This window comes from Litchfieldella qijiaojingensis (assembly GCF_014651875.1).
GTDB classification, from domain to species: Bacteria; Pseudomonadota; Gammaproteobacteria; order Pseudomonadales; family Halomonadaceae; genus Litchfieldella; species Litchfieldella qijiaojingensis.
Genome location: NZ_BMXS01000001.1, coordinates 203,470 through 227,103 on the forward strand (window position 1 = coordinate 203,470; position 23,634 = coordinate 227,103).

At 60.7% G+C, this 23,634-nt stretch carries 22 protein-coding genes; 11 read left to right on the top strand and 11 right to left on the bottom strand.

Features of this window, described 5'->3' with window-relative positions; genetic code table 11:
* Positions 1-32: 32 nt before the first annotated feature.
* Positions 33-1,010 (bottom strand): cysteine synthase A, encoded by a 978-nt coding sequence (locus IE093_RS01050; protein WP_189465110.1) that lies wholly within the window; start codon positions 1,008-1,010, stop codon positions 33-35.
* 156 nt (positions 1,011-1,166) lie between these two features.
* Here IE093_RS01050 and IE093_RS01055 point away from each other — a divergent pair, with 156 nt between their 5' ends.
* Positions 1,167-2,000 (top strand): universal stress protein, encoded by an 834-nt coding sequence (locus IE093_RS01055; RefSeq protein ID WP_189465112.1) that lies wholly within the window; start codon positions 1,167-1,169, stop codon positions 1,998-2,000.
* Between the two features lie 21 nt (positions 2,001-2,021).
* On the opposite strand, the gene IE093_RS01060 is transcribed toward IE093_RS01055, so the two are convergent.
* Positions 2,022-3,734, bottom strand: coding sequence for a SulP family inorganic anion transporter (locus IE093_RS01060; RefSeq protein ID WP_189465830.1), 1,713 nt, complete (start codon positions 3,732-3,734; stop codon positions 2,022-2,024).
* 311 nt (positions 3,735-4,045) lie between these two features.
* Between IE093_RS01060 and aptA the strand changes: the two genes are divergently transcribed.
* From aptA to IE093_RS01075, 3 genes are all read left to right on the top strand, one after another.
* Positions 4,046-5,326, top strand: coding sequence for an omega-aminotransferase AptA (gene aptA / locus IE093_RS01065; protein ID WP_229803180.1), 1,281 nt, complete (start codon positions 4,046-4,048; stop codon positions 5,324-5,326).
* Positions 5,327-5,504: 178 nt separating this feature from the next.
* Positions 5,505-7,097, top strand: a complete 1,593-nt coding sequence (locus tag IE093_RS01070) for a methyl-accepting chemotaxis protein (protein ID WP_229803137.1) — start codon at positions 5,505-5,507, stop codon at positions 7,095-7,097.
* 186 nt (positions 7,098-7,283) lie between these two features.
* Positions 7,284-8,330 (top strand): hypothetical protein, encoded by a 1,047-nt coding sequence (locus IE093_RS01075; protein ID WP_189465118.1) that lies wholly within the window; start codon positions 7,284-7,286, stop codon positions 8,328-8,330.
* On the opposite strand, the gene rarD is transcribed toward IE093_RS01075, so the two are convergent.
* Complete coding sequence (gene rarD, locus IE093_RS01080; RefSeq protein WP_189465121.1) at positions 8,321-9,253, bottom strand: EamA family transporter RarD; 933 nt, start codon at positions 9,251-9,253, stop codon at positions 8,321-8,323. The genes IE093_RS01075 and rarD overlap by 10 nt on opposite strands.
* 154 nt (positions 9,254-9,407) lie before the next feature.
* On the opposite strand from rarD, the gene IE093_RS01085 reads away from it, so the two are divergent.
* Both IE093_RS01085 and IE093_RS01090 read left to right on the top strand, forming a co-directional pair.
* Positions 9,408-10,211, top strand: a complete 804-nt coding sequence (locus IE093_RS01085) for an amidohydrolase (protein ID WP_189465123.1) — start codon at positions 9,408-9,410, stop codon at positions 10,209-10,211.
* Complete coding sequence (locus IE093_RS01090) at positions 10,211-10,912, top strand: pseudouridine synthase (RefSeq protein WP_189465126.1); 702 nt, start codon at positions 10,211-10,213, stop codon at positions 10,910-10,912. Before IE093_RS01085 ends, IE093_RS01090 begins: the two co-directional genes overlap by 1 nt.
* A 66-nt stretch (positions 10,913-10,978) precedes the next feature.
* Here the strand turns inward: IE093_RS01090 and IE093_RS01095 are convergent, their stop codons facing one another.
* The 6 genes from IE093_RS01095 to gloB all read right to left on the bottom strand — a co-directional run bounded on the left by IE093_RS01095 (position 10,979) and on the right by gloB (position 18,756).
* Positions 10,979-12,577, bottom strand: a complete 1,599-nt coding sequence (locus IE093_RS01095; RefSeq protein WP_189465128.1) for an ABC transporter ATP-binding protein — start codon at positions 12,575-12,577, stop codon at positions 10,979-10,981.
* Complete coding sequence (locus IE093_RS01100; RefSeq protein WP_189465131.1) at positions 12,567-13,643, bottom strand: ABC transporter permease; 1,077 nt, start codon at positions 13,641-13,643, stop codon at positions 12,567-12,569. The genes IE093_RS01095 and IE093_RS01100 overlap by 11 nt, the downstream gene beginning before the upstream one ends.
* A gap of 4 nt (positions 13,644-13,647) precedes the next feature.
* Positions 13,648-14,721 (bottom strand): microcin C ABC transporter permease YejB, encoded by a 1,074-nt coding sequence (locus IE093_RS01105; RefSeq protein ID WP_189465134.1) that lies wholly within the window; start codon positions 14,719-14,721, stop codon positions 13,648-13,650.
* Between the two features lie 27 nt (positions 14,722-14,748).
* Positions 14,749-16,596: an extracellular solute-binding protein gene (locus tag IE093_RS01110; protein WP_189465137.1), complete on the bottom strand. Its 1,848-nt coding sequence runs from the start codon at positions 16,594-16,596 to the stop codon at positions 14,749-14,751.
* A 162-nt stretch (positions 16,597-16,758) separates the two neighbouring features.
* A complete protein-coding gene (locus IE093_RS01115; RefSeq protein ID WP_189465139.1) occupies positions 16,759-17,940 on the bottom strand; it encodes a transglycosylase SLT domain-containing protein in 1,182 nt (393 codons plus the stop codon).
* 48 nt (positions 17,941-17,988) lie between these two features.
* Positions 17,989-18,756 (bottom strand): hydroxyacylglutathione hydrolase, encoded by a 768-nt coding sequence (gene gloB, locus IE093_RS01120; RefSeq protein ID WP_189465834.1) that lies wholly within the window; start codon positions 18,754-18,756, stop codon positions 17,989-17,991.
* A 177-nt stretch (positions 18,757-18,933) separates the two neighbouring features.
* On the opposite strand from gloB, the gene IE093_RS01125 reads away from it, so the two are divergent.
* The 4 genes from IE093_RS01125 to nudC are packed head-to-tail and all read left to right on the top strand — an operon-like array spanning position 18,934 to position 21,740.
* A complete protein-coding gene (locus IE093_RS01125; RefSeq protein ID WP_189465142.1) occupies positions 18,934-19,707 on the top strand; it encodes a class I SAM-dependent methyltransferase in 774 nt (257 codons plus the stop codon).
* On the top strand, positions 19,700-20,161 hold the full coding sequence (rnhA, locus tag IE093_RS01130) for a ribonuclease HI (RefSeq protein ID WP_189465145.1): 462 nt from the start codon (positions 19,700-19,702) through the stop codon (positions 20,159-20,161). Before IE093_RS01125 ends, rnhA begins: the two co-directional genes overlap by 8 nt.
* Positions 20,162-20,193: 32 nt before the next feature.
* Complete coding sequence (gene dnaQ / locus IE093_RS01135) at positions 20,194-20,961, top strand: DNA polymerase III subunit epsilon (protein ID WP_189465147.1); 768 nt, start codon at positions 20,194-20,196, stop codon at positions 20,959-20,961.
* Positions 20,961-21,740, top strand: a complete 780-nt coding sequence (gene nudC / locus IE093_RS01140) for an NAD(+) diphosphatase (RefSeq protein WP_189465150.1) — start codon at positions 20,961-20,963, stop codon at positions 21,738-21,740. Before dnaQ ends, nudC begins: the two co-directional genes overlap by 1 nt.
* Positions 21,741-21,754: 14 nt before the next feature.
* On the opposite strand, the gene IE093_RS01145 is transcribed toward nudC, so the two are convergent.
* Positions 21,755-22,066 (bottom strand): SCP2 sterol-binding domain-containing protein, encoded by a 312-nt coding sequence (locus IE093_RS01145; protein ID WP_189465153.1) that lies wholly within the window; start codon positions 22,064-22,066, stop codon positions 21,755-21,757.
* A 141-nt stretch (positions 22,067-22,207) separates the two neighbouring features.
* On the opposite strand from IE093_RS01145, the gene sohB reads away from it, so the two are divergent.
* Positions 22,208-23,245, top strand: a complete 1,038-nt coding sequence (gene sohB, locus IE093_RS01150) for a protease SohB (RefSeq protein ID WP_189465156.1) — start codon at positions 22,208-22,210, stop codon at positions 23,243-23,245.
* A 51-nt stretch (positions 23,246-23,296) separates the two neighbouring features.
* Here sohB and IE093_RS01155 read toward each other — a convergent pair whose 3' ends face one another.
* Complete coding sequence (locus IE093_RS01155; RefSeq protein WP_189465158.1) at positions 23,297-23,614, bottom strand: ArsR/SmtB family transcription factor; 318 nt, start codon at positions 23,612-23,614, stop codon at positions 23,297-23,299.
* Positions 23,615-23,634: the final 20 nt, after the last annotated feature.

A 23,634-nucleotide genomic window follows, 5' to 3' on the forward strand; every position in this document is an offset into this window, starting at 1 on the left:
GGCGCTGCCCGCCATTGGATGGGGGCCGGGACTTAGCTTGCCGATAGCCCCTTGCTGGCCAGCCACTCAAGATTGAATAGCCGGGAATAGTAGCGGGCACCGCCATCGCACAGCACCGTGACGATGGTGTGCCCTGGTCCCAGGCGCTTGGCGAGTTGCATGGCCGCCGCCACGTTGATTCCCGTGGAACTGCCCAGGAACAGCCCCTCCTCATGCAGTAGACGATAGACGAGTGTGACTGCCTGTTGGTCCTCGATCATCAGGGCATCATCCAGGGGCGAGCCCTCGAGGTTGGCGGTGACGCGGGAACTGCCGATGCCTTCCGTGATCGAATTACCGCCCACCACTTCCGGTTGACCGGTCGTGACATAGCGGTAGAGCGCACTGCCGGTGGGATCGGCGAGTACGCAACGGATATCCTCCCGCTGCTCCTTCAGGTAGCGCGCCACGCCCGCTAGCGTGCCGCCGGTGCCGGTTGCCGCGACGAAGGCATCGATCCGTCCCTCCGTTTGTGTCCAGATCTCCGGCCCGGTGGTTTCGTAATGTGCCTGGCGGTTGGCGAGATTGTCGAACTGGTTGGCCCAGATGGCATTGTCCAGATCGCTGGCCATGCGCGAGGCGATTTTCTGGTAGTTGTTGGGATCGCGGTAGGGTACAGCCGGAACGGTATGCACTTCGGCACCGAGGGTGCGAAGCAGGTCGATCTTCTCCTGGGTCTGAGTTTCGGGGATGACAATGATGCAGCGGTAACCGCGCGCATTGCAGATATGCGCCAGGCCGATACCGGTGTTGCCGGCGGTACCTTCGACGACGGTGCCTCCAGGGCGCAAGGCACCGCGTCGCTCGGCGTCGAGCACGATGTACAGCGCCGCGCGATCCTTGACCGAGCCACCCGGATTCATGAACTCGGCCTTACCCAGAATGTCGCACCCGCTCTCTTCTGACAGCCGTTGCAGTCGAATCAACGGGGTATTGCCGATTGTGCCAGCGAAACCGTCGGATACCTCCATCTTGCCTTCTCCTTCCAGGCATCTTGTTTGAAGGATAGACGTTAATGGGGTGCCCACGAAAAGGGCGCGACTTCCCGTCATTCGGCCACCACGCCATGCAGAATTGACTAAAATGCGAGATAGACACGAAACCCACTCACGGCAGGAGGCTGAGCCATGATTCAGTCGATTCTGTTGGCCATTGATATGTCGCCTTCCGGCAAAGTGGCAAGCCAGTACGCGGTCGATATGGCACGCAAGCTGCAGGGGGCCGTTCATGTCGTCTACGTGACCGATTCGCGCCTCATGGAACTGGGATTCTACGGAGAGGATGCGCGTCCCGAGATGATCGAGACGGCACTGCGTCTCAAACGCGAGAGTCAGGAGCAACTCGAGGCCCAGGGCGAGCGTCTGTTGGCGTCGATGAAGGCTGAGATAGAAGCGTCTGGCATCGAATGCCGCAGCGAGATGCTCAGTGGCGTCCCTGCCGTGCGTATCCTCGACGCCGCCGTCGACAGTGACCTGATCGTCATGGGGCGGCGCGGCGAGTCCGCGGGGCTGGGCGACAGCAAGGGGTTGGGCGAAGTCGTAGAGCGGGTATTGCGTACGGCGGAACAGCCGGTACTGCTGGCGGGAGCCGATTTTCAGGACATCTCGAGGATCCTGCTGGGCTTCGATGGCACCAAGCCGGCCCGAGAAGCCATGGTCTATGCCATCGAGCTGGCGCAGCGGCTATCGTTGCCGGTGGTGGCCGTCAGTGTGCATCATGACGATGCGATTGCCCGCCGACGCTTGTCGACCGTCGATCATTATGCCGAAACTCACCGTATCCAGATCGAGACCGAGGTCCGCAAGGGGGATCCGGCCGACGTGCTTCTGGAGATGGCGCAGCCGGGTGACCTCATCACCATCGGTGCTTTCGGCGACGGTCGCATACGCGAATGGTTGCTAGGGTCGACCACGGAAGCCATTCTGCGCTCGGCGGAGCAGCCGGTGTTGCTACACCGTTGAGCGATGGAGCGAAGCGGATCGTCATTCGCGTGACTGCTTCAGCTCGCTCCAGGCCGCATAGGTGCTGAGAAAAACCCGTCCGGTGAGATCGTCGAGGAAGTCACTGTTCTTCAATTGATCCATCACCGGCCCCTTCACTTCAGCCAAGTGCAGAGTGACATTGGAGTCCTTGAGGCGTGCATTGATGGCGTCGAGGCTCTCCAGAGCCGAGGCGTCGATGAGGTTGACCGCCGAACAGATCAGTACCACATGCTCGATTTCCGGGCGGCTGGCGACCAGGTTATAGACGGTATCCTCCAAGTAGCGCGCGTTGGCGAAGTACAGGCTTTCGTCGATGCGCAGCAATGCCACATGGCTGGCGCTTTCCACCTCATGACGTGCCACGTTACGGAAGTGCTCGGTGCCGGGGACACGTCCCACCAGGGCACTGTGGGGGCGACTGGTGCGATACAGAAACATCCCTATGGACAGCGTCACACCGGCGATGATGCCGGCTTCCACACCTTCCACCAGAGTGAGGGCAATGGTGACCGCCATAGCGGCGAAGTCGCTGCGCGAATAGCGCCATGTCTGGCGGATCATCTGGATATCGACCAGGGTAAGGATCGACACCGTGATGGTGGCGGCCAAGGTGGCGATGGGCAGGTAGTAGAGCAAAGGGGTCAACGCCACAGTGACCAAGCCTATCCCCAAGGCGGCGAAGCCGCCGGCGGCGGGCGTCTGGGCGCCGGCGTCGAAATTGATTACCGTGCGTGACAGGCCGCCAGTCACTGGCATGCCCGAGGAAATGGCTGCGGCGATGTTGGCGCCACCGAGGCCGATCAATTCCTGATTCGGGAAGATCCTTTCGCGGCGTTTGGCGGCCAGCATCTGACCCATCGACACCGACTCGACGAAGCCCACCACGCTGATCAGCAGGGCGGGGACCAACAATTCGCGCCACAGTGGCAACTCCGGGGTGGGGAAGGTAAACGGTGGTAGCCCCTTGGGAATGTCTCCGACCACTGCCACGCCGGCATCCACCAGCTTGAAATGCCAAGTCAGCAGGGTGGTCACTACCACGGCAAAGACTGGCCCTGCCTTCGCCAGCAGCGCGGCGGCGCTCTCGCCCAGACCCAGCCGGCACAAGGCCTCCTTGCCGTGTCGGCGCATGACAACCAGGAAGATGAGGCAGCCAGTGCCGATGGCCAAGGTCGGCCAATGGGTTTCGGAGACGTTGGCAAACAGATTGGAGGCGAGCTCCACCACCGTGAAGCCGGAGCCGGAAACCCCCAGTAGATTGGCCGCTTGACTGGCGGCGATCAGCAGCCCGGAAGCGGTCAGGAACCCCGAGATCACTGGATGACTGAGGAAGTTGGCGAAGAAGCCCAGCTTCATCAGGCCCATGGCGGTCAACATCAGTCCGGAGAGCAGGGCTAGGACCATCGCTGCCTCTAGATAGATTTCACTACCGGGGGAGGCAATGCCCGACAACGCCGCGCCGGTCATCAGTGCAAGGATCGCCACTGGTCCCACCGCCAAGGTGCGGCTGGTGCCGAACAGCGCATAGGCCAGCAGTGGCAGGATGCTGGCATACAGGCCTACCACCGCTGGCAGGCCAGCGAGAATGGCGTAGGCCAAGGACTGAGGGATCACCATCACCGTCACGATGATGCCGGCCAACAGGTCGGCACCGAACAGTCGTGAATTGTAGTGTGGCAGCCAGGCCAGTATCGGCAGGTAGCGTTCGAGCATCATGTGCCCTTGGGTTGGAGAGCGAGCAGAAGCGTGAGCGTACCGGAAAATGGCGATCGAGTTCAGTCTTGACGGGCACCAGGTGAAATGCCGACGAATATCGGCGCCCAAGGACATTGTCAGTTCGATGGAAGGTTTGGCAAAGCTATACGTGAATGTTGATGATATTTGATTTTCAAAAACTGCAATCGAGGCCAAGCTGAACAGTATCGATAACAACCTTGCGGGATAGCCTCATGTTCGGTGTCGATTCATCGCTCTCTGCCGAAACGGCAGTCGAGTTGCCGCAGACTCCCAGCCACGCCTATTGGATGCCCTTTACCGCCAATCGTGACTTTCACGCCCATCCGCGCATGGTCACCGGGGCTGAAGGGCGTTACCTGATCGATGTCCAGGGGCGCAAGCTGTTCGATTCACTCTCGGGATTGTGGACCTGCGGGGCGGGCCATAATCGTGAGGAGATCCGCGAAGCGGTGACTCGGCAATTGGGCTGCCTCGACTATGCACCGAGTTTCCAGGTCGGTCACCCGCTGGCCTTCCGCTTGGCCGAGAAGGTCGCCAGCCTGACGCCGCCGGGTTTGGACCATGTGTTCTTCACCAATTCGGGCTCGGAGGCCGCCGACACCTCCGTAAAAATGGCCCGTGCCTATTGGCGGCTCAAGGGCAAGCCGGAGAAGAACCGCTTGATCGGTCGCGCCAAGGGCTACCATGGTGTCAATGTCGGTGGCACCAGCCTCGGGGGCATTGGCGGTAACCGCAAGCACTATGGCCAGCTCCTCGATGTCAGCCATCTGCCGCATACCCTGCAGTCGCACCTGGCCTATACCCGTGGCCAGGCTCACAGTGGCGCCGAACTCGCCGACGCGCTGTTGGAGCAGATCGCGTTGCACGATGCCTCGAACATCGCCGCGGTGATCGTCGAACCGATATCCGGGTCGGCAGGAGTGATCGTCCCCCCGCATGGCTACCTGCAGCGCCTGCGTGAAATCTGCGATCGTCACGACATCCTGCTGATCTTCGATGAGGTGATCACGGCGTTCGGTCGTTGCGGCGCCAATACCGGAGCGGATGCCTTAGGCGTGGTGCCGGATATGATGAACGTGGCCAAGCAGATCACCAATGGCGCGGTGCCCATGGGCGCGGTGATCGCTTCCCGCGAGATCTACGACACTTTCATGCAGGCCGGTGGGCCGGAGCATGGCATCGAATTCCCGCATGGGTACACCTACAGTGCCCACCCCGTGGCTTGCGCCGCGGGTCTGGCTGCGCTGGAATTGCTCGAACGCGAAGATTTCCCCGCCCAGGTGCGTGCCCTCGCACCGCTGTTCGAGAACAAGCTGCACGCGCTCAAGGGCCGGCCGCACATCGTGGATATCCGTAATTACGGTCTGGCCGGCGCCGTCCAGTTGGCGCCGCGCGACGGCGATCCCCTGGTACGTCCGCGAGATGCCGCCCTGGCATTGTGGGAGGCTGGCTTCTATGTCCGCTACGGTGGCGACACCTTGCAGTTCGGCCCGCCGTTCTCGACCACCGACAGCGAGCTCGAGCGGTTGTTCGATGCGGTAGCGACCACGCTCGATTCCTTGGATTAATCGAGGTGTCCACTGCTGCTGGGCAAGATCATACATCACCTTTCCTGCGGGACGCCTCGAGCGTCCCGCGGTCGTTTGCTTGCGCTGAACTTTGGTGGATGCACCCAAAGTACTAAACAGGTTTTTCAACAACAGCCGATAAGCCCTGCAGTGAATAATCACGATAGAGAGCGTACGTATGGGCAAGATCGCGATGTTGTTGGCTCTGGTGCTGGTGGCGGTGGCCGTTGCCGTGTTCCATTTCATACCGGAGCCGTGGGGGAGTTATCTGGCGATGCTGTTGTCGGCGCTGGCCGGAGCGGGACTGGCATTGGTCGGGGCGATATCCGTCTACTTGGCCAATGAAGACACTCTGGCTGGCAAGGGCAGACAGCCCTGGTTGCCTCCGCAGCGTGACTACCACTCTCTCAAGCGTATGGCGCATCGTCTGATCAAGAGCGCCGGACGCACGGCCATCGCCTCGGCCGAAGTGTCTCACCATGCCGACCGTCTCGATCAGCGTCTGGCACGCCAGGACGACGTGGTCAAGGAAGCGGTGTCGAGCATGGCGGCGATCACCGCGGCCATCGAGCAAGTCTCGACAAGTGCGGGCCAGGTATCGGAGCTGGCCAGTCGTTCGCGGGATTCGAATCTGTCCAGCCGCGAGGCGCTGGATAGGGTGATCGAGGAAATGCGCTCTCTGGCGTCACGCTCCGAGGAAGCGCTTGGTCTGCTGGAAGCGCTGGGCCGCAAGAGCGATAGCGTGCGGCACGTCACCGCATTGATCGAGGAGATCGCCGAGCAAACCAATCTGCTGTCGCTCAATGCGTCCATCGAGGCGGCGCGCGCCGGTGAGCACGGCCGTGGTTTCGCGGTGGTGGCTGGTGAGGTACGCGAACTGGCCAAGCGCACGGCCGATGCCACGCATCAGGTCGAATCGCTGGTGGGAGAGATCGGAGAAAGCAGCCACCGTGTGGTGGATACCATTGGCCATTTGATGCAGCGCGTTGGCGATCGAGCCAAGGAAGTCGAATCGGTCGGGGGGCATCTGAGCGATCTGACCCGTGATTTCGATAGCGTCGAGCAGCAGATCGGCAGCATTGCCACGGCCATGGCCGATACCAGCGTGCATGGTCGCCAGGTGGCGGAAGTACTGAACACGCTGGAGACCGAAGTTTATGAAGGCACCCGTGACATGCACGACTTGGCAGCTCAGGCCCATGCGCTGATGGAAGCCGCCGAAGGCGTCGATGGTGAACTCGCGCAGCAGCGGCTGGATGGTCGCCACCAGCAGGTCTTCCTGGCGGCGCGTGCGGCGGCGGATCGCATCGGCACACTGTTCGAACAGGCGCTCAAGAGCGGTGAACTCGACCGCAATGCGCTATTTACCGATGAATACGAACTCATCGACCAGACCAACCCGCCCAAATATCGAACGGCCTACGACGACTTCACCGACCGGCATCTTCCTGGCATACAGGAACCGCTGCTGGAGTCGTTGAGCGTAGCCTACGCCATTACCTGCAACCAGCGCGGTTATGTGCCGACCCATAACCTGAAGGTCAGCCAGCCACCGACTGGAGACTATGCCCACGACCTGCAATACAGCCGTAGCAAGCGCATTTTCGACGATCCCACTGGCAGCCGTTGTGGGGCCCACCGCGAGCCCCTGCTGGTCCAGACCTACAAGCGTGACACTGGCGAGGTGATGCACGACCTGTCGGTGCCGATCTTCGTCAAGGGCGAACACTGGGGTGGATTCCGTATCGGCTATCGGCCCGAAGCTGCCTGATCGTCGAGTGGTATGTCTGCATGCTCCTGCTTCGCAGGCATTCCGGAACTGTGCCGAATGGCGCACCTATGGCCGTTTTGGTCCTTCGAATGCTCAAGTTTTCCCCTGGATTGCCGTTAAATCCGAATACATTGTGTTTAATTAAAATAACGTTGCTTGAAGGGGCGGGGAGCCGGCGGAGGGGGCATGGCGAAAGATAGTGGGCGATCGGGCCAGGGCCTACAGGACGAGTTGCTAGGACAGCCGGTTGGAGAGCTGTTCCACGACGATATCCTGAAGGTTGATGTTGCCACCGCCAGCGAGAAGGTGGCGGCCCCCTTGCAACGCCTGTCGGGCAGAGGGGGTGAACCGCCGAGAACGGGGTGTCTCAAGCAGCAGATGATTGAGGCGGCACGTCGTTGGAAAGCCTTGGCATGCGGCGAACAGGAATTTCGCGAGTGGGTGGCCGAGATTCCGGATGGTGATCATGCCTTGAAGGATTTCGTTGATTTCGTTGCGTTGACTCGTGCCCTGACAACGCAACACGGCAAAACTGGATGGCCACGTCTCGAACATCTGCTGGGATTGGCCGTCCTGCGTCTAAAGCTCGATCCCTCGCCGTTGCTGGCGCAGGCTACCGCGGAACGTATGGGACTGGTGATCCTGCGCCCTGGGGTCGTTGACCATCGGGAGATCGCAGCGGCCTGTTCGCTCCGACTGGCGACGGTGCGCAATGCGTTGTCGCGTCGCGAAATGCGCTTTCGGCCCGGGGAAGGTGTGGAAGTCGGCGAGGCGGTGGATTGGATGATCAAGCGTAAGGGATTTCTTTATCCCGGCGTCAATGCCGCCAGCCGCGAGCGGCACATCAATGGGCGCCTGGCGGCGGCGCATCTGGCGCAACTGCCTGAGGTCGAGCATCGCCGCCAGATCAGTCGCTTGCGACTCAGTGAGTGGCAGGTCCGTGCGACGGGGCAACGCTTCGCAATCAATTCCCAAGGGGTGCAGCATTGCCTGGTGATGCTGCCTATCGACGATGTCGAGCCGCTGAAACGCTTGGGGGTGCAGGCGCTCGAGAATCGCAGTGAGGATCCAACTGCCAGGCTTTATCAGGAAAGTTTCCCCGCGCCCCCGGGACAGCAACTCTGGCAGTGCCGGGTACCGACCATGGCGGTTCTCGAGGCACTGATCGGTTATCTCGCCGAAGATGCTAGGACGCCAAAATACAATGGCATCGATCCCCTGTGTCAGCCCTGATCGGGCACGGTACCACGTGGGCGAGGGCGTGACAGCCAGGCTGACCACAAGTACAGGACGAGCCCCGTCCAGATCAAGGCGAAGGTGGTGAGCTGTACCGACGTCAGAGGTTCGCGAAACACCAGTAAGGCAATGAAGAATTGGATGCTGGGATTCAGGTACATCAAGAAACCCAATGTGGCAAGGCGCAGGCGTCGGGCGGCTCCAGCGAAGGCCATCAGCGGCAAGGCGGTGATCACTCCACTGGTGATCAGCAGTAATGTCGTGGCGTGTGTGGTCAGGAAATGCGAAGCATCGATGAGGCTTAGCCAGGCCAAGGCCACCAGACCCAGTGGCAGCAGTAACAGGGTTTCCACGAACAGGCCCGATAGCCCATCCAGCGGGAGCTGTTTGCGCAAAAGCCCGTATGTGCCGAAAGAAAGGGCAAGGGTTAGCGTGATCCAGGGCAGCTCTCCCTGCACCAACAACTGGATAGCGATGGCCACGGTGGCGAGAGCCACGGCGATTCCCTGCAAGCGGAGCATCTTCTCGCGCAGGACCAGCATGCCCAGCGCGACATTGACCAGCGGGGTAAGGAAGTAGCCTAGACTGGCCTGAAAGACTTGTCGGCTCTCCACGGCATAAATGTAGATACCCCAGTTGAGCCCGATCAGCAGGGCGCAGGCCAGCACGCGTCCCAGCCGTCTGGGTTCGGCAAACGCCAGCCTGACTGGCCCCCATCGCCTCAGCAGCGTGACCAGCCCCGCCAGGAATACGCACGACCAGATCACCCGGTGAATCAACACTTCCCAGGCAGGGATTCCCTCGAACAGAGCGAAGAACAGCGGGAAGCACCCCCACATCAAATAGGCGGTCAGGCCGAAGCCCACGCCTTTGGTGGCCTCCGGGTCGATGTGGGAGGATGTGCCGGGAGATGGACTCATCGTGACCTCATTATCGAAAAGACCTAATCTAGCACAGCACCGGGCAAAACCCAGTGACGTGGCGAATGCGAGGTGGCAGGTCTGCGGATGCAAGGGCTGCGATAATGAGCTGTCTCATTTAGGCTGAGAGGCATAGCCGACTGGAGGACGAGGAATGAGCGAATTACGCACCACTCTGGTGCAGTGCGACTTGCGTTGGGAGGACCCGGAGGCCAACTGCCGGATGCTGGAAGACCTGCTCGGCGACCTGGGCGGCAATGACACGGATCTGATCGTGCTGCCGGAGATGTTTGCCACCGGTTTCACCATGAATTCCCGCGACATGGCCGAGCCCATGGCCACCAGTCGTACCGTGGCCTGGCTATGCGAGCAGGCTCGCAAGCGGGGTTGTGTGGTGACTGGCAGTGTGGCTGTCGAGGACGACGGCGAGTATTTCAATCGTTTGATCTGGGCCACGCCCGACGGCCACCCGGTCCACTACGACAAGCGGCATCTGTTCCGCATGGCCGGAGAGCATGAACGTTACGATATGGGGCGACAGCGTGTGGTCGTCGAACTCAAAGGCTTTCGTATACTGCTGACAGTATGCTACGACCTGCGTTTCCCTGTCTGGCTGCGTCAGCAATCGGTCGATGACAACGCGTTCGAATACGATGCCCTGCTGTGCGTGGCAAATTGGCCGGCACCACGTCGTCAGCCCTGGCGTACCTTGCTGCAGGCACGCGCGATCGAGAACTTGTGCTATGTGATCGGCGTCAACCGGGTAGGAGAGGACGCCAAGGGGCTAGCCTATGCCGGAGACTCGATGCTGGTAGATTTCAAAGGCGAGCCGATTATCGATGAGCCGCGCGATAAACCATTCTTGCTGACCGGATCGCTCGACCGACAAGCATTGGCTGACTTCCGCGACAAGTTTCCGGCCTGGATGGATGCCGACCGCTTCGAGGTACTGGTCTGATGCGCCTGGACAAGTTTCTCTGCGAGACCACCGAGCTGACGCGTAGCCTGGCCAAGAAAGCCATGCACCGAGAGGAAGTCAGCGTGGACGGTGAGGTGGTCAAGAATCCGGGGACCCAGGTCGACGCACATAGCCATGTGGAGTGGCAAGGGCGGGCCTTGAAGCTGGTCGGCCTGCGTTACCTGATGCTGCACAAGCCGGTGGGGGTGGAGTGTACGACCCAGGGCGGGCGCTACCCGATCGTGACCGACCTGGTCGACCTGCCCAAGAAAGAGCGGTTGCAGGTGGTAGGACGTCTCGATATGGACACCACCGGCCTGGTATTGCTGACCGATGACGGCCAGTGGTCGCACCGCATCACCTCGCCACGACGGCATTGTGCGAAGGTCTATCGTGCCACGCTGGCCGACCCCTTGTCGTGCATGGCAGCCGAGCGGGCCGTGGCCACTTTCGCTGAAGGCATTGAGTTGGATGGCGAAGACAAGCCCACACTTCCCTCCGAGCTCGAATTGCTTACGGCTCATGAAGTGAGACTCACGATCTACGAAGGCAAGTATCATCAAGTGAAACGCATGTTTGCCGCGATCGGAAATCATGTCGAGTCCCTGCATCGCGAGTCTATCGGTGGCATCGTGCTCGATCCGACGCTGGCGCCAGGCGAGTGGCGTGAGTTGAGTGAGGATGAAATTGCCGCTTTCTGACTTATACCGTTATCTTGTGACGCTGCCATTCGGATCGACTGATTGAAGTCCATTGACAAGCAGGGCTCAGGCGCTGACTGCCATCCTCAGACCGGAGGCCTCCACCAGCGCCTGGGTGTAGGCACTCTGAGGGGCGCCAAGTACGTGGTCGCAATCGCCTTGCTCGACCACTTCCCCATCCTTGAGCACCATCACTCGATGGGCCATGGCCCGAACCACGGCCAGGTCGTGGCTAATGAATAGATAGCTGAGTCCCCGCCTGCGTTGCAGGTCGCGCAGCAGAACCACGAGTTGTTTCTGCACGCTGCGATCCAAGGCCGATGTGGGCTCATCGAGAACCACCAACTCGGGTTCGAGAATGATGGCGCGGGCCACGGCGATGCGTTGGCGTTGCCCGCCAGAGAACTCGTGCGGGTAGCGCGAGGCACAATCCTGAGGCAAGCCGACTTCCTTGAGCGTCTCCCGCACGCGCCGCTGAACTTCCGCTTCGTCGAGTTCGGGATAGTGGAACCTCAGGCCTTCACTGACGATCTCCGAGACCGGCAGGCGTGGTGACAACGATCCATAAGGGTCCTGGAAGACGATCTGGAAGCGCTTGCGGTGTTTGCGCAAGTCATTACCGGTGAGGGTGTCCAGGCGTTCGCCATCGAAGCGTATTTCCCCCTGACTGGGCGTCAGGCGCAGCAGTGCCATGGCTAGCGTCGTCTTGCCCGAACCGGATTCACCGACAATGCCAAGCGTCTCGCCGCGAGACAGTTCTAGTGAGAGCGGGTGCACGGCCACGAAGGGAGCCGGGCGTTTGCCCATCAGCCAACGCTTGGGACGCGGGAAGGCCACCGACAGGTTACGAGCATCGAGGATAGGGTGCTGTGTGGCGAGGGGTTGGGGACTACCTTCCGGTTCGGCGTCGATCAGAGTACGTGTATAGGCGCTGCGTGGGCTGGCGAAGACTTCGCCGACCAGGCCGGTTTCCTGTTCGCGGCCTTCGTAGAGTACGCAGACCCGGTCGGCGTGGCGTCTTACCAGGTTCAGGTCGTGGGTGATGAACAGCATGCCCATGCCATAGTGGGCGCGCAACTCGTCGAGCAGGTTCAGGATATCCCGTTGCACCGTGACGTCGAGAGCCGTGGTCGGTTCGTCTGCGATCAACAGTGCGGGGTCATTGGCGATCGCCATGGCGATCATCACGCGCTGACGCTGTCCGCCGGAGAGTTGGTGGGGCCAGGCATCGAGCAGCTCGTCGGGACGTGGCAGCTTGACCTGTACCAGCAGCTCGCGTGTGCGTTCCCGTGCGGCACGGCCGTTGAGCCCCTGATGCAGACGCAGCGTCTCGCCGATCTGCTTGGCCACGGTGTGCAGGGGGTTGAGCGACGTCATGGGCTCCTGGAAGATGAAGCCCACTCGGCCGCCACGCAGGCCTCGCCATTCATGTGCCGACAGACGGCCGAGATCGGTTCCTTCCAGCCAGCGGCCACCGTTGACGCTGGCATTGGCCGGCAACAGGTCCATGGCTCCCAAGGCGCTGACCGACTTGCCGGAGCCCGATTCGCCGACCAGTGCCAGAGTTTCGCCCCGACGGACTTCCAATGACAACCGATCGACGACCGTCACACCATCGAAGGCGACGGTTAGGTCCTGCAAGCGGAAGAGTGCGTCAATTGGCATGCGTCGGTGTCCTCGTGGCTACGCTGCTGGAGGCTTGAATGTGGCGAGGGTCGAAGGCATCGCGCAGGCCTTCGCCGATGAAGACCAGCAGCGACAGCATTACCGATAGGCTGACGAAGGCCGTAATGCCAAGCCAGGGGGCCTGCAGGTTGTTCTTGCCCTGGGCGACTAGTTCGCCCAGTGAGGGCGAGCCCGGCGGCAGGCCAAAGCCCAGGAAATCCAGCGCGGTGAGCGTGGTGATAGCGCCGGTGAACAGGAATGGGATGAAGGTCAGGGTCGCGACCATGGCATTGGGCAGCACGTGCCGCCACATGATCAGGTGTGAAGGGAGTCCTAGAGCTTTGGCAGCGCGCACGTACTCCAAGTTACGCGCGCGCAGGAATTCGGCGCGCACCACATCGACCAACCCCAGCCACGAGAACAGCAGCATGATGCCCAGTAGCCACCACAGGTTAGGCTGTACCAGGCTGGCGAGAATGATCAACAGAAACAGCACCGGAAGCCCGGACCAGATCTCGATGAGGCGCTGGCCGACTAGATCGGTCTTGCCGCCGAAGTAGCCTTGCACTCCCCCGATCACCACGCCCAGCACCAGCGAGCCCCCGGTCAGTACCAGGGCGAAGAATACCGATAGCCGAAATCCATAGATCACCCGAGCCAGCACATCGCGTCCCTGGTCATCGGTACCCAGCCAGTGACGAGCGTCGGGAGGTGCTGGCGAGGGGCGTCGCATCTGCATGTCGAGCGTCTGATAGGAGAACGGGATTGGCGGCCATAGCGCCCAGCCGTTTTCCTCGACCTGCTCGATGATGAAGGGGTCGTGGTAGTCGGTGCCGGTGGGCAGAAAACCGCCGAATTCGGTTTCCGGATAGTCCACGAGCAGTGGCACGTACCATTGTCCGTCATAACGCATGACAATGGGCTTGTCGTTGGCGATCAATTCGGCCGCCAGGCTCACGCAGAACAGCGCCATGAAGATCCATAAGGAAACCCAGGCGCGTCGGTTGTGACGGAAGACGGACAGTCGACGGCGGGAGATGGGCGATAGGGTAAAGGATAGCGACATCGGCTCAGGACTCCCGGGTCTCGAAATCGATGCGTGGGTCGACCCACACATAGGTCAGGTCGGAGATCAGCTTGAGGATCAGGCCGATCAGGGTATAGAGGTAGAGGGTGCCGAAGATCACCGGGTAGTCGCGTTGCATCACCGCCTCGAACCCCAACAGGCCGAGTCCTTCCAGCGAGAAGATCACCTCGATCAGCAACGAGCCGGTGAAGAAGATGGTAACCAGCGCCGAGGGCAGGCCGGCGATGATGATCAACATGCCGTTGCGGAAGACATGACCGTAGAGCACGCGGCGGTCGCTGGCACCCTTGGCCCTGGCGGTCAGCACGTACTGTTTGTGGATTTCGTCGAGGAAGCTGTTCTTGGTCAGCATGGTCAGGGTGGCGAAGCTGCCGATGGTCATGGCCACCACCGGCAATGCGATATGCCAGAAGTAGTCCTGGATCTTGCCCAGGGTTGAGAGCTCCTCGAAATTGGGCGATGTGAGCCCACGCAACGGGAACAGATCCCAATAGCTTCCCCCGGCGAACAATACGATCAACAGGATGGCGAACAGGAAGCCGGGGATGGCGTAGCCGACGATCACCAGTCCAGACGTCCAGACATCGAAGGACGAGCCATGGTGCAGTGCCTTGCGGATGCCCAGGGGTATCGATATCAGGTAGACCAACAGCGTGGTCCATAACCCTAGTGAGATGGACACCGGCAAGCGTTCGATCATCAGTGACACGACAGGCCGGTCGCGAAAGAAACTATTGCCGAAGTCGAACGTGGCGTAGTCGCGAATCATGCCCAGGAAGCGCTCGTGGGCAGGGCGATCGAAGCCGAATTGCTGCTCCAGTTGTTCGATGAAACGTGGATCCACGCCCCGGGAACCCCTTGACTCATCCTGAGTCACCACTTCGCCGCCACCCACATCGAGACGCGTGCTGGCCATGGAATCCATGCCTTCGAAGCGTGCCAGCAACTGGTCGATGGGGCCGCCAGGAGCGGCCTGCACGATGATGAAGTTGAGCAGCATGATGCCCAACAGGGTGGGAATCATGAGCAACAGTCGGCGAAGGATATAGCTGGCCACGATGCGTCCTTATTGGTTGTCCTTCAGCTACTTGGCTCGCCCCTGACGACGCAGGATCTCGGCTTCTCGTTCGGGATCGACCCACCAGGAGGACAGGTCGATGCCGTATTCGGGAAAGTCGGGATAGGCGAACTTGTCCCACATGGCGATGCGGGTCTCGCCTGAATGATAGTGAGGAATGACATAGAAACCGAACCGCAGCACGCGGTCCAGTGCTCGGGCTCGGGTATTGAGTTCCTCGCGACTGGCGGCACGGATCAGTTTATCCACCAGGGTATCCACCACCGGATTGCTCAGCCCCATCAAGTTACGTGCTTGGGGGCTGTTGGCATAGTCACTGGTCCAGAATTCGCGCTGCTCGTTCCCCGGGTTATTGGATTGTGGGAACTGGGCGGTCACCAGGTCGAAATCGAAACTGCGCAGCCGGTTGAGGTACTGATTGACATCGACGATGCGAATGGTGCCCTGGATGCCCAGTCGCGAGAGGTTGCGCAACATTGGCTGTACGACACGCTCCATGCCAGTGTCGAACAGCAATACCTCTACGGATAGGGGGCTCCCGCTTTCGCTATCCACCAGTACGTCATCGCGCACTTCGTAGCCGGCATCGAGCAGCAGGTCATAGGCCAGCTTCAGGCGATCGCGAAGATTCTCCGGGTGGTCGATGGGTAGCGATTCGGTGAAGACGCGCTCGGGAAGCTGGTTGCGAAAGGGTTCGAGAAGTTCCAGTTCGGCTTCGCTGGGCAAGCTTTCGGCAGCCATCTCCGAGTTCTGGAAGAAGCTCTCGGTGCGCTTGTAGCTGTCGTAGAAGATGTTGGCGTTGAGCCAAGGGAAATCGAAGGCCAGGTTGAGCGCTTCGCGCACTCGCACGTCCTGGAATTTCTCCTTGCGCAGGTTGATCGCATAGCCCTGCATGGTGGCCGGCTGCCCGTCGGGAATGGCGATGCGCTTGACATAGCCCTCATGATAAGCCGGAAAGTCGTAGCCAGTAGCCCAGGTGGCGGCGCGGGCGTCGATGCGCAGGTCCATGACGCCGGCCTTGAAGGCCTCCATCGCCACGTCACGGTCACGGTAATAGTCGTATACCAACTGGTCGATATTGTGGCGGCCGCGTTTCACGGGGAGATCCTGCCCCCAGTAGTCGGGTACCCGTTCATAGACGATGCGTCTTCCGGGCTCCACCTCGGCGATGCGGTAGGGGCCCGATCCAGGGTGGCGAGCCAAGGTGGGTGCGGTGAAGTCGTGCTCGCTCCAGTAGTGCTTGGGCAGGATCGGTAACTGACCGACGATCAGTGGCAGTTCGCGGGACTCGTTGTTATTGAACTCGAAGCGCACGATGTGCTCGTCCAGAGCTTCCACGTTGGCGACCTCGGCATAGTAGGCGCCGTAGAAGGGGCTGCCCTTTTCCATCAGCAGCTCGAAGCTGAACACCACATCCTCGGCAGTGACCGGCTCACCATCATGAAAGCGTGCCTCGGGGCGTAGGTCGAATTCGATCCAGTGGCGTTCGGGATCAAGCCGGATGCCTTCGGCGAGTAGCCCATAGACGGAAAAGGGTTCGTCAGGATTGCCTTCCACCAAGGTGTCGTAGATCTCGCCGATGCCGATGGCCGGCGTGCCGCGGATGATGAAGGGGTTGGTTGAGTCGAAGCTGCTGCCCACGGCAGCACGGACCATGCTGCCCCCTTTGGGAGCGTCGGGGTTGACGTAGGGGAAGTGCGAAAAGTCAGGGGGTAGGGCCGGCTCGTCGTAAAGAGCCAGGCCGTGGACCGTTGGGACGTCCTGTGGTTCGTCGGCGGGCAGAGCCGTGGCGGCCATGAGCAAGATGGCGGTAAGTGGCAGCACGGCCAAATGGCGACAGTGGACAGCGATCATCGATGACATTCTTGAGAACATTCGGACCCCGGGGCGTCTGATATGGCAGCACTGCGCTACGGCGGCCTGAGAGGCCGCCGTAGCGCTAAGGTGTCAGCCGTCGTGGCGATTGTAAATACTGGCTGTCAGCGCAGCATCAACCCTTTTCAGACAGCGTTCGGGTCAGCTTGTCGAGGCTTGTGCGCGGGCGAAGGAGGAGCGTGGGATGAGCAGCGTCTGCCCCTCATGTATGAGGTCTCCTTCGAGGCCATTGTAATCTCGGATCATGGCCAGGGTGATACCGTGCCGTGCAGCGATGGTCGATAGGTTGTCGCCGCGCTGTACCACATAAGTGTCACCCCTAGTGAATGATTCGGATGGCGGCTGAGATTCCAGGTTTGCCACCAGCGTCTCGCGGCTTTCGACCGGTACCAGCAGTACATTGGAGTAGGAGGGTGACAAGGTGCCATTGAGAAGCCCGGGATTGAGTTCCTCGAGTGCCTCCCGGGTGGTACCGGCAAGGTCGGCGGCAAGATCGAGGTTCAGGGCTTCATCAAGCTCGACCTTGGCGAAGACGGGGGTGTCGGCGATCTCGGGCAATGCGATGTCGTACCGCTGCGGATCGGCGATGATCGCGGAAATCGCCAGCAGCTTGGGGAGATAGTGCATGGTCTCGCCGGGAAGCCGCAGGTGCCAGTAGTCGTTCGGCTCCCCTCTGCTGGCAGCGGCCTGGCGCGCCTTGTTCACAGTGCCGGCACCGGCGTTGTAGGCGGCAAGAGCAAGCTCCAGATCGCCTTTGTACCAGTGTTCGGCCTGGTGTTCGAGATAGTCGAGCGCGGCGTGGGTCGAGGCGACCACGTCGAGGCGGCCATCATAGCCACGGGTGCGTGGCAGCCCCAGGGCATCAGCGGTACCCGGCATGAATTGCCATAGCCCACTGGCACCCTGCGAGCTGCGAGCTTCGGGGTCGAAAGCACTTTCCACGAAGGGCAGTAAGGCGATTTCCCCGGGCAGGTCACGTGCTTCGAGCTGCCGGGTGATCCAACGCAGCCATGGACTGGCGCGTTCGGCGATCTCGATGATGTTTTCCGGACTGGAACGATAACGCTCGATCCATTCCTGTACACGCGGCCTATGTATATCGGTTTGCCACTGGAAAGAACTCCTCAGCCTTGCCCAGGCACTTTCAGGCAAGGCTGGTTCCAGTACCAGGGCCTCCCAGAAACTTGAGGGAGGCGTTGTCGTTCGTGGTAGGTAATTGGTGGTGCCGGGATGTCCTTGAGCCGCGGCAACGAGGCCGGCCATGGCCAACAGTAGGATGCCCGCCAGGCCAACGACCTGGCGGCGGGATGTTCGGTGGGTCATGAATGTGGTTCCTCTGGGGCGCAGTCGGTCCGTTTCGCGTCCATGGGGTCAGAAGCGATCTTTCCAGGCTCTTAGCGTGGTGAAGGTGGAAAGCGCGGTATTGGCATCACCCTGCGTGGCGGCGGCTTTTTGCACGCCATGTTGGTCGCTTCGCAGGAACGGGTTGATCTGATGTTCCCGGGCAAGATTGCTCGGCAGCGTAGGCTTGCCCTGCTCGCGGACTCGCCGGCATTCCTCGAGATATTTGTCGATGGCCGCATTGTCAGGGTCGGCGGCCTTGGCAAAACGCAGGTTGGCGAGGGTGTATTCGTGAGCGGCAAACACCAGCGTATCATTGGGCAGAGCCGCCAACTTCGATAGCGAGGCATGCATCTGCTCGGGAGAGCCTTCGAACAGGCGTCCGCAACCGGCAGAGAAGAGGGTGTCGCCGCAGAACAGCAAGGGTGGGATACCGGCGGCGAAGAAAGCGATATGATCGAGCGTATGGCCAGGCACTTCGATGACCTCGAAGCGACGCCCCATGACCAAGCATTCGTCGCCTTCGACGAGTCGCTCGTCGATGCCTTCGATGTCGGGGTTTTGCGGCCCGATCACTCGCGGGCGATACTGGCGTATGAGTTCGGCGAGGCCACCGGTATGGTCATGGTGATGGTGCGTGATCAGAACCGTTCCCAGCGTGAGGCCTTCGCGTTCGAGTGTTTCGATCACTGGGCTGGCGTCGCCGGGGTCGACGACGGCGACTTCGGGGCTCGTGTCCTGGCGTATTAGCCAGATATAGTTGTCGTTGAAGGCCGGAATCGGTGTCACGCTCAACATGGGATCGTTGTCCTCGTTGCAAGTCATCGACTTAACCATCCGGGCCGCTCCCGCTATAGTTTCAAGAGTTTCAAGCGAGTCGCCAGTGCTGGGCCGACCGGTGGTAAGGAAAAACGCCGTCTGACAGCGTAGTAGTTGGCTACGCAAAACCGAATACTGTGGGGAGAACGCCGCGCTGTGTCAAATTCGGATGTTACGATATCGCTGGCGCAGTTGGTGCGCGATGGTCGCCGCTATTGGACGTCGGCCGATGGGCAAGCACATTGGCAGGCGGAACGCGCTTGCCTGGGGCCGGTCTGTGAACGCTTGTTCGGGGCACATAGCCTTGAGTTGGGGATGGCTCCCCGTTTGAGTGATATGTGCCCGGTACGCCATCCCATGTGTTGGGCACCGACCCGTGAGCTGGCCGAATCTCCCGGCACCCTGGTATGTCAGCCCGACCGTTTGCCTCTGCCGGATGGGGTATTGCAACTGATGATCATCCACCACCTGCTGGAAGTGGTCGATGACCCTCACCATGTGCTGCAGGAAGCGGCAAGGGTCACGGCCGATAGCGGGCGTTTGATCATCTTTGGCTGGGGACCGTTGGGGGTGAGTGGGTTGTCGCGGGTATGGCCGCACCGACGTCGTCAGCTGCCCTGGCGTGGACACTGGCGTACGCCTGGCCGCTTGGGAGACTGGTTGGCGTTTGTCGACTTCGAGATCGAGCGGGTAGACTACTGCGGTTTTCACTTGCCAGGCAGGGCGCCGCGCAATGCCATGCTGGAAACCTTGGGGCGTCGCCATAACTTGCCTCTGGGCGATACCTTCATGATTCGGGCGCGGCGCAAATCGCAGCTGGCACAGGTCCAGCGGCCCAAACTGGCCATCGGGTCGTCGCTGGGAGGAGCCTCGCTCGGGCATGCCACCCGCATAAGCCGCCAACCGGAAAGGATGATAGAGGGTGACTGACGCCGCGCTTCCCCAAGTAACCATTTATACCGACGGTGCCTGCCGTGGCAATCCCGGACCGGGAGGCTGGGGCGCGGTGCTGATCAGTGGTCGTCATGAAAAGGACCTGAAAGGGTTCGAGGCGAACACCACCAACAATCGCATGGAGCTGATCGCGGCGATCATGGCGCTGCGCGAGCTCAAACGTCCCTGTATTGTCGACCTGTGGACCGATTCCGAATATCTGCGCAAGGGGATTACCGAATGGATCCATGGCTGGCAGAAACGCGGTTGGAAGACAGCGGCTCGCCAACCCGTCAAGAATGCCGAACTGTGGCGGTCACTGTTGGCTGAAACGGCCCAGCATCGCATCAACTGGCACTGGGTGAAGGGGCACAGTGGACATGTCGGTAACGAACGTGCCGATGCCCTGGCCAACGAAGCCATCGATGAACACCAGGCGTCGCAAGTCTGACTGCGCGCCTTTTCCGAGAACCGAGAGACAGCATGCGACAGATCATTCTGGATACCGAAACCACCGGCATCGACCCAAAGGAAGGCCACCGACTGATCGAGATCGGGGCGGTGGAGATGGTCAATCGTCGCTTCACCGGCAACAACTACCATCAATACATCAATCCTCAACGCGATATCGAAGCTGAAGCCATCGAAGTTCACGGTATCACCAACGAGCGGGTTGCCAATGAACCGGTCTTCGCGGAAATCGCCGATGAGTTCTGGGAATACATCCGTGGCGCCGAGCTGGTCATTCACAATGCCGCCTTCGATGTGGGTTTCATCGACCATGAACTAGGCCTGCTCAACCAGGCTCGTGGCGAGCCTCGCCTGGGGCCCGTTGCCGAGTATTGCCGGATTCTCGACACGCTGAAGATGGCACGCGACAAGCACCCGGGGCAACGCAACAATCTCGATGCCTTGTGCAAGCGCTACGACATCGACAATGGTCATCGTGTCCTGCACGGCGCTTTGTTGGATGCCGAGATCCTGGCCGAAGTCTACCTGGCGATGACCGGTGGTCAGACAGCGTTATCGCTGGATGGAATGTCGCAGGAAACCGAAAGTGGCCCATCCGCTTCCGGTGATGGCGGTATTCGCCGCCTGGCTCTTGAAAGAGGCCGGCTGACGGTGCAAAAGCCCGACGAGAGCGAGTTGGCGGCACACTACGCAAAGCTGGAAAAAATTCGTCAAGCGGCCGGCCAGTGCCGTTGGGATGATCTGCCTGGCTGGCAGACACCCGAGCGGAAATCGCCGTAATGTTCCGTCGAGACTTGCCTCAGGATGCGCATCGCGGGTACCTGATTCGGATGGCCCAGGAGCATATAGCACCGGGCGAGGGTGGCGGTTTGTTGCAAGCGTTTCAGGAGTGGCCCGAGTCGGCCGTGGTGCTAGGCTGGTGGCAGGATATCCCGGTGGCATTGGTCGTCGAGGAAGGGGCGCCAGGCGCGGATTGGCTGGATGGACGAGCATGGTTGGCAAGGCTTCCCGAGTCGCAGTTCGCCTTGTTGTCGACCGCCCTGCAGGTGGGAAGCTGGTGGCGTAATCATCGTTTCTGTGGCCGCTGTGGTACCCCTGCCGAGCGTCTGAAGCACGAGTTCGCCATGCAATGCCCGGTTTGCGGTCATCGCAACTACCCGCGCATTTCGCCGTGCATCATCACGCTGGTGACGCATGGCGATGCCATGCTATTGGCGCGTAGCCCACGTTTCCCCCCAGGTCGGTATTCGACTTTGGCCGGGTTCATCGAGCCGGGTGAGTCTGCTGAAGAGGCCGTGCGACGCGAGGTCTACGAAGAGGTGGGAATCGCGGTGGGTCGTGTCAGCTATTATCGTAGCCAGGCCTGGCCCTTTCCCCATTCATTGATGCTGGGTTTCTTTGCCGAGGCCGCCAGTCGTCGCATTCGTATCGATGGTGAGGAAATCGCCGATGCTGCCTGGTTCTCGTCGGGGAGTCTGCCACAATTGCCGCCTCCCTATTCCATCTCCAGGGCCCTGATCGAAACTCACCTGCGCGGCGTGGCACGACAGGGCCGGTGACGAGAGCGGCCGTCTCAGGCGCTGGGGAAGAGGCTTGTCAGCTTGGTGGCCAGCATGAGGTTGCCGGAGGCCTTGAGCTTGCCGGTCATGAAGGCGGTCATGCCATTGACCTCGCCACTCATGATGCCCTTGAGGGTATCGGTGCTCAGCGTCAGGGTCACGGAAGGGTCGTCGTGCTCGCCTTGCTGGACATCGAGAGAGCCATCCTTGACCACTAGATAGTAGTCGTCGGTGTCGTCGAACAGAAACTGGAAGACGTCGTCCATGCCTCGTGCAGCGGCGGAATCGAAACGCGCGTGGAGCTTTTCGATAATGGGGTTGGCCATGTATTTATCCTGATGTCGAACCACGGGTGGATAGGAGATTATTTCAAACATGTGTTTGAATCAAGTTTTTTACAATGCAGGGATGATAGCGGAATTGTCGTGGCGAGCAATGGCAAGCGCAGCTTCCTGGAGGAGTGTTCTGTGACCGATTGGCTAACGGATTACGGGCTGTTCTTGGCCAAGGCACTAACATTGTTGGCTGTCGTGGGCCTGATCATCGCTCTGGTGGCGCGGGTCCGTGGTGAACCCGGTGAGCGTGTTCGATTGCGTATCGAGGATCTCAACGAGCGTTATCTTCAGCGGCGACGCCGCTTACGTCTGGCCAGTACTGCCCGGGGCTTGCGCAAGGGACAGCTCAAGGCTTTCCGCCGTGCCGACAAGGACGAGAAACGTCAGGCCAAAGGGCAAGCCTCCGTAAGGCCCTGTGTATGGGTGCTGGATTTTCACGGTGACTTGAGGGCGTCGAACACGCCGCGCCTGGCAGAGGAAATTTCGGCGCTGCTGGGAGTCGTCAAGGAAGGCGATGAAGTGGTGATACGGCTCGAGTCCGCTGGTGGACTGGTGCATTCCTATGGCTTGGCGGCCGCTCAGTTGGATCGGTTGCGTGGGGCGGGTGTCAACTCCACGGTTTGTGTCGACAAGGTGGCGGCCAGCGGTGGCTACCTGATGGCTTGCTGTGCCGATCGGCTGCGCGTTGCGCCTTTCGCCGTGCTGGGCTCGATCGGGGTGGTGGCGCAGTTGCCCAACATTCATCGCTTGCTCAAGCGGCATGATGTCGACGTCGAGGTGCTCACGGCCGGTCGTTACAAGCGCACTCTCACGGTATTCGGTGAAAACACCGAGGAGGGCAGGGAAAAGTTCATCGATGACCTGGAAAATACCCACGAACTGTTTAAGCGCTATGTGGCCGAGCGTCGCGCGGACCTGGATATCGATGCCGTGTCCACTGGCGAGATCTGGTACGGCAGCGATGCCGTGCAACGTGGGCTGGCGGATAGCCTGGGTACTAGCGAAGCCTATTTGCTGGAACGCATGAACGATGCTCGGGTTCTGGCTGTGCGCCTGGAAACGCGCAGGGGGTTGAGCGAGCGTCTAGGGCTGGCCATTGCCAAAGGGGCGGAACGGGGCGTGGAACGCGCCATCGAAGTAGCCGATGCCAGCCGCTGGCTGCGCAAATAGTCCCTTCCTCTCGGCGGCGATCCCATGTGATCGCCTGGCCGCCTATGGTGATCAAGCCAGATAAAGCTTGGACAGCGCGTCGATGATGCGCTTGGCGTGATCGCCCTGCAGTGAATAATAGATGGTCTGGGAAGATCGGCGCGTGGCCACCATTCCTTCCCTGCGCAGAATTGCCAAGTGTTGGGAAAGCGCCGACTGGCTCAGGCTGAGCTTGGCGTTGAGTTCCGACACCGAAAGCTCGGTGCCGTCGAGCAGACACAGAATGCGCAGCCGGTTTTCGTTGGCCATGGCCTTGAGCAAAGCAGTGGCTTCACCGAGTACCGGGTCCCCAGCGTCCAGCAATTGGCTAGCGGGTTGGCGTGTGCTCATGTCGAGTCTCCTGGCTGTCA

Excerpts from the sequence above, each read along its gene's own strand:
- IE093_RS01085 (WP_189465123.1), top strand. The coding sequence starts at position 9,408 with ATGAGCGAATTACGCACCACTCTGGTGCAGTGCGACTTGCGTTGGGAG.
- IE093_RS01070 (WP_229803137.1), top strand. The coding sequence starts at position 5,505 with ATGGGCAAGATCGCGATGTTGTTGGCTCTGGTGCTGGTGGCGGTGGCC.
- dnaQ (WP_189465147.1), top strand. The coding sequence starts at position 20,194 with ATGCGACAGATCATTCTGGATACCGAAACCACCGGCATCGACCCAAAG.
- IE093_RS01055 (WP_189465112.1), top strand. The coding sequence starts at position 1,167 with ATGATTCAGTCGATTCTGTTGGCCATTGATATGTCGCCTTCCGGCAAA.
- IE093_RS01115 (WP_189465139.1), bottom strand. The coding sequence starts at position 17,940 with ATGACCCACCGAACATCCCGCCGCCAGGTCGTTGGCCTGGCGGGCATC.
- aptA (WP_229803180.1), top strand. The coding sequence starts at position 4,046 with ATGCCCTTTACCGCCAATCGTGACTTTCACGCCCATCCGCGCATGGTC.
- gloB (WP_189465834.1), bottom strand. The coding sequence starts at position 18,756 with ATGTTGAGCGTGACACCGATTCCGGCCTTCAACGACAACTATATCTGG.
- nudC (WP_189465150.1), top strand. The coding sequence starts at position 20,961 with ATGTTCCGTCGAGACTTGCCTCAGGATGCGCATCGCGGGTACCTGATT.
- IE093_RS01050 (WP_189465110.1), bottom strand. The coding sequence starts at position 1,010 with ATGGAGGTATCCGACGGTTTCGCTGGCACAATCGGCAATACCCCGTTG.
- rarD (WP_189465121.1), bottom strand. The coding sequence starts at position 9,253 with ATGAGTCCATCTCCCGGCACATCCTCCCACATCGACCCGGAGGCCACC.
- IE093_RS01110 (WP_189465137.1), bottom strand. The coding sequence starts at position 16,596 with ATGATCGCTGTCCACTGTCGCCATTTGGCCGTGCTGCCACTTACCGCC.
- IE093_RS01100 (WP_189465131.1), bottom strand. The coding sequence starts at position 13,643 with ATGTCGCTATCCTTTACCCTATCGCCCATCTCCCGCCGTCGACTGTCC.
- IE093_RS01060 (WP_189465830.1), bottom strand. The coding sequence starts at position 3,734 with ATGCTCGAACGCTACCTGCCGATACTGGCCTGGCTGCCACACTACAAT.
- IE093_RS01155 (WP_189465158.1), bottom strand. The coding sequence starts at position 23,614 with ATGAGCACACGCCAACCCGCTAGCCAATTGCTGGACGCTGGGGACCCG.
- IE093_RS01095 (WP_189465128.1), bottom strand. The coding sequence starts at position 12,577 with ATGCCAATTGACGCACTCTTCCGCTTGCAGGACCTAACCGTCGCCTTC.
- IE093_RS01145 (WP_189465153.1), bottom strand. The coding sequence starts at position 22,066 with ATGGCCAACCCCATTATCGAAAAGCTCCACGCGCGTTTCGATTCCGCC.
- IE093_RS01090 (WP_189465126.1), top strand. The coding sequence starts at position 10,211 with ATGCGCCTGGACAAGTTTCTCTGCGAGACCACCGAGCTGACGCGTAGC.
- IE093_RS01075 (WP_189465118.1), top strand. The coding sequence starts at position 7,284 with ATGGCGAAAGATAGTGGGCGATCGGGCCAGGGCCTACAGGACGAGTTG.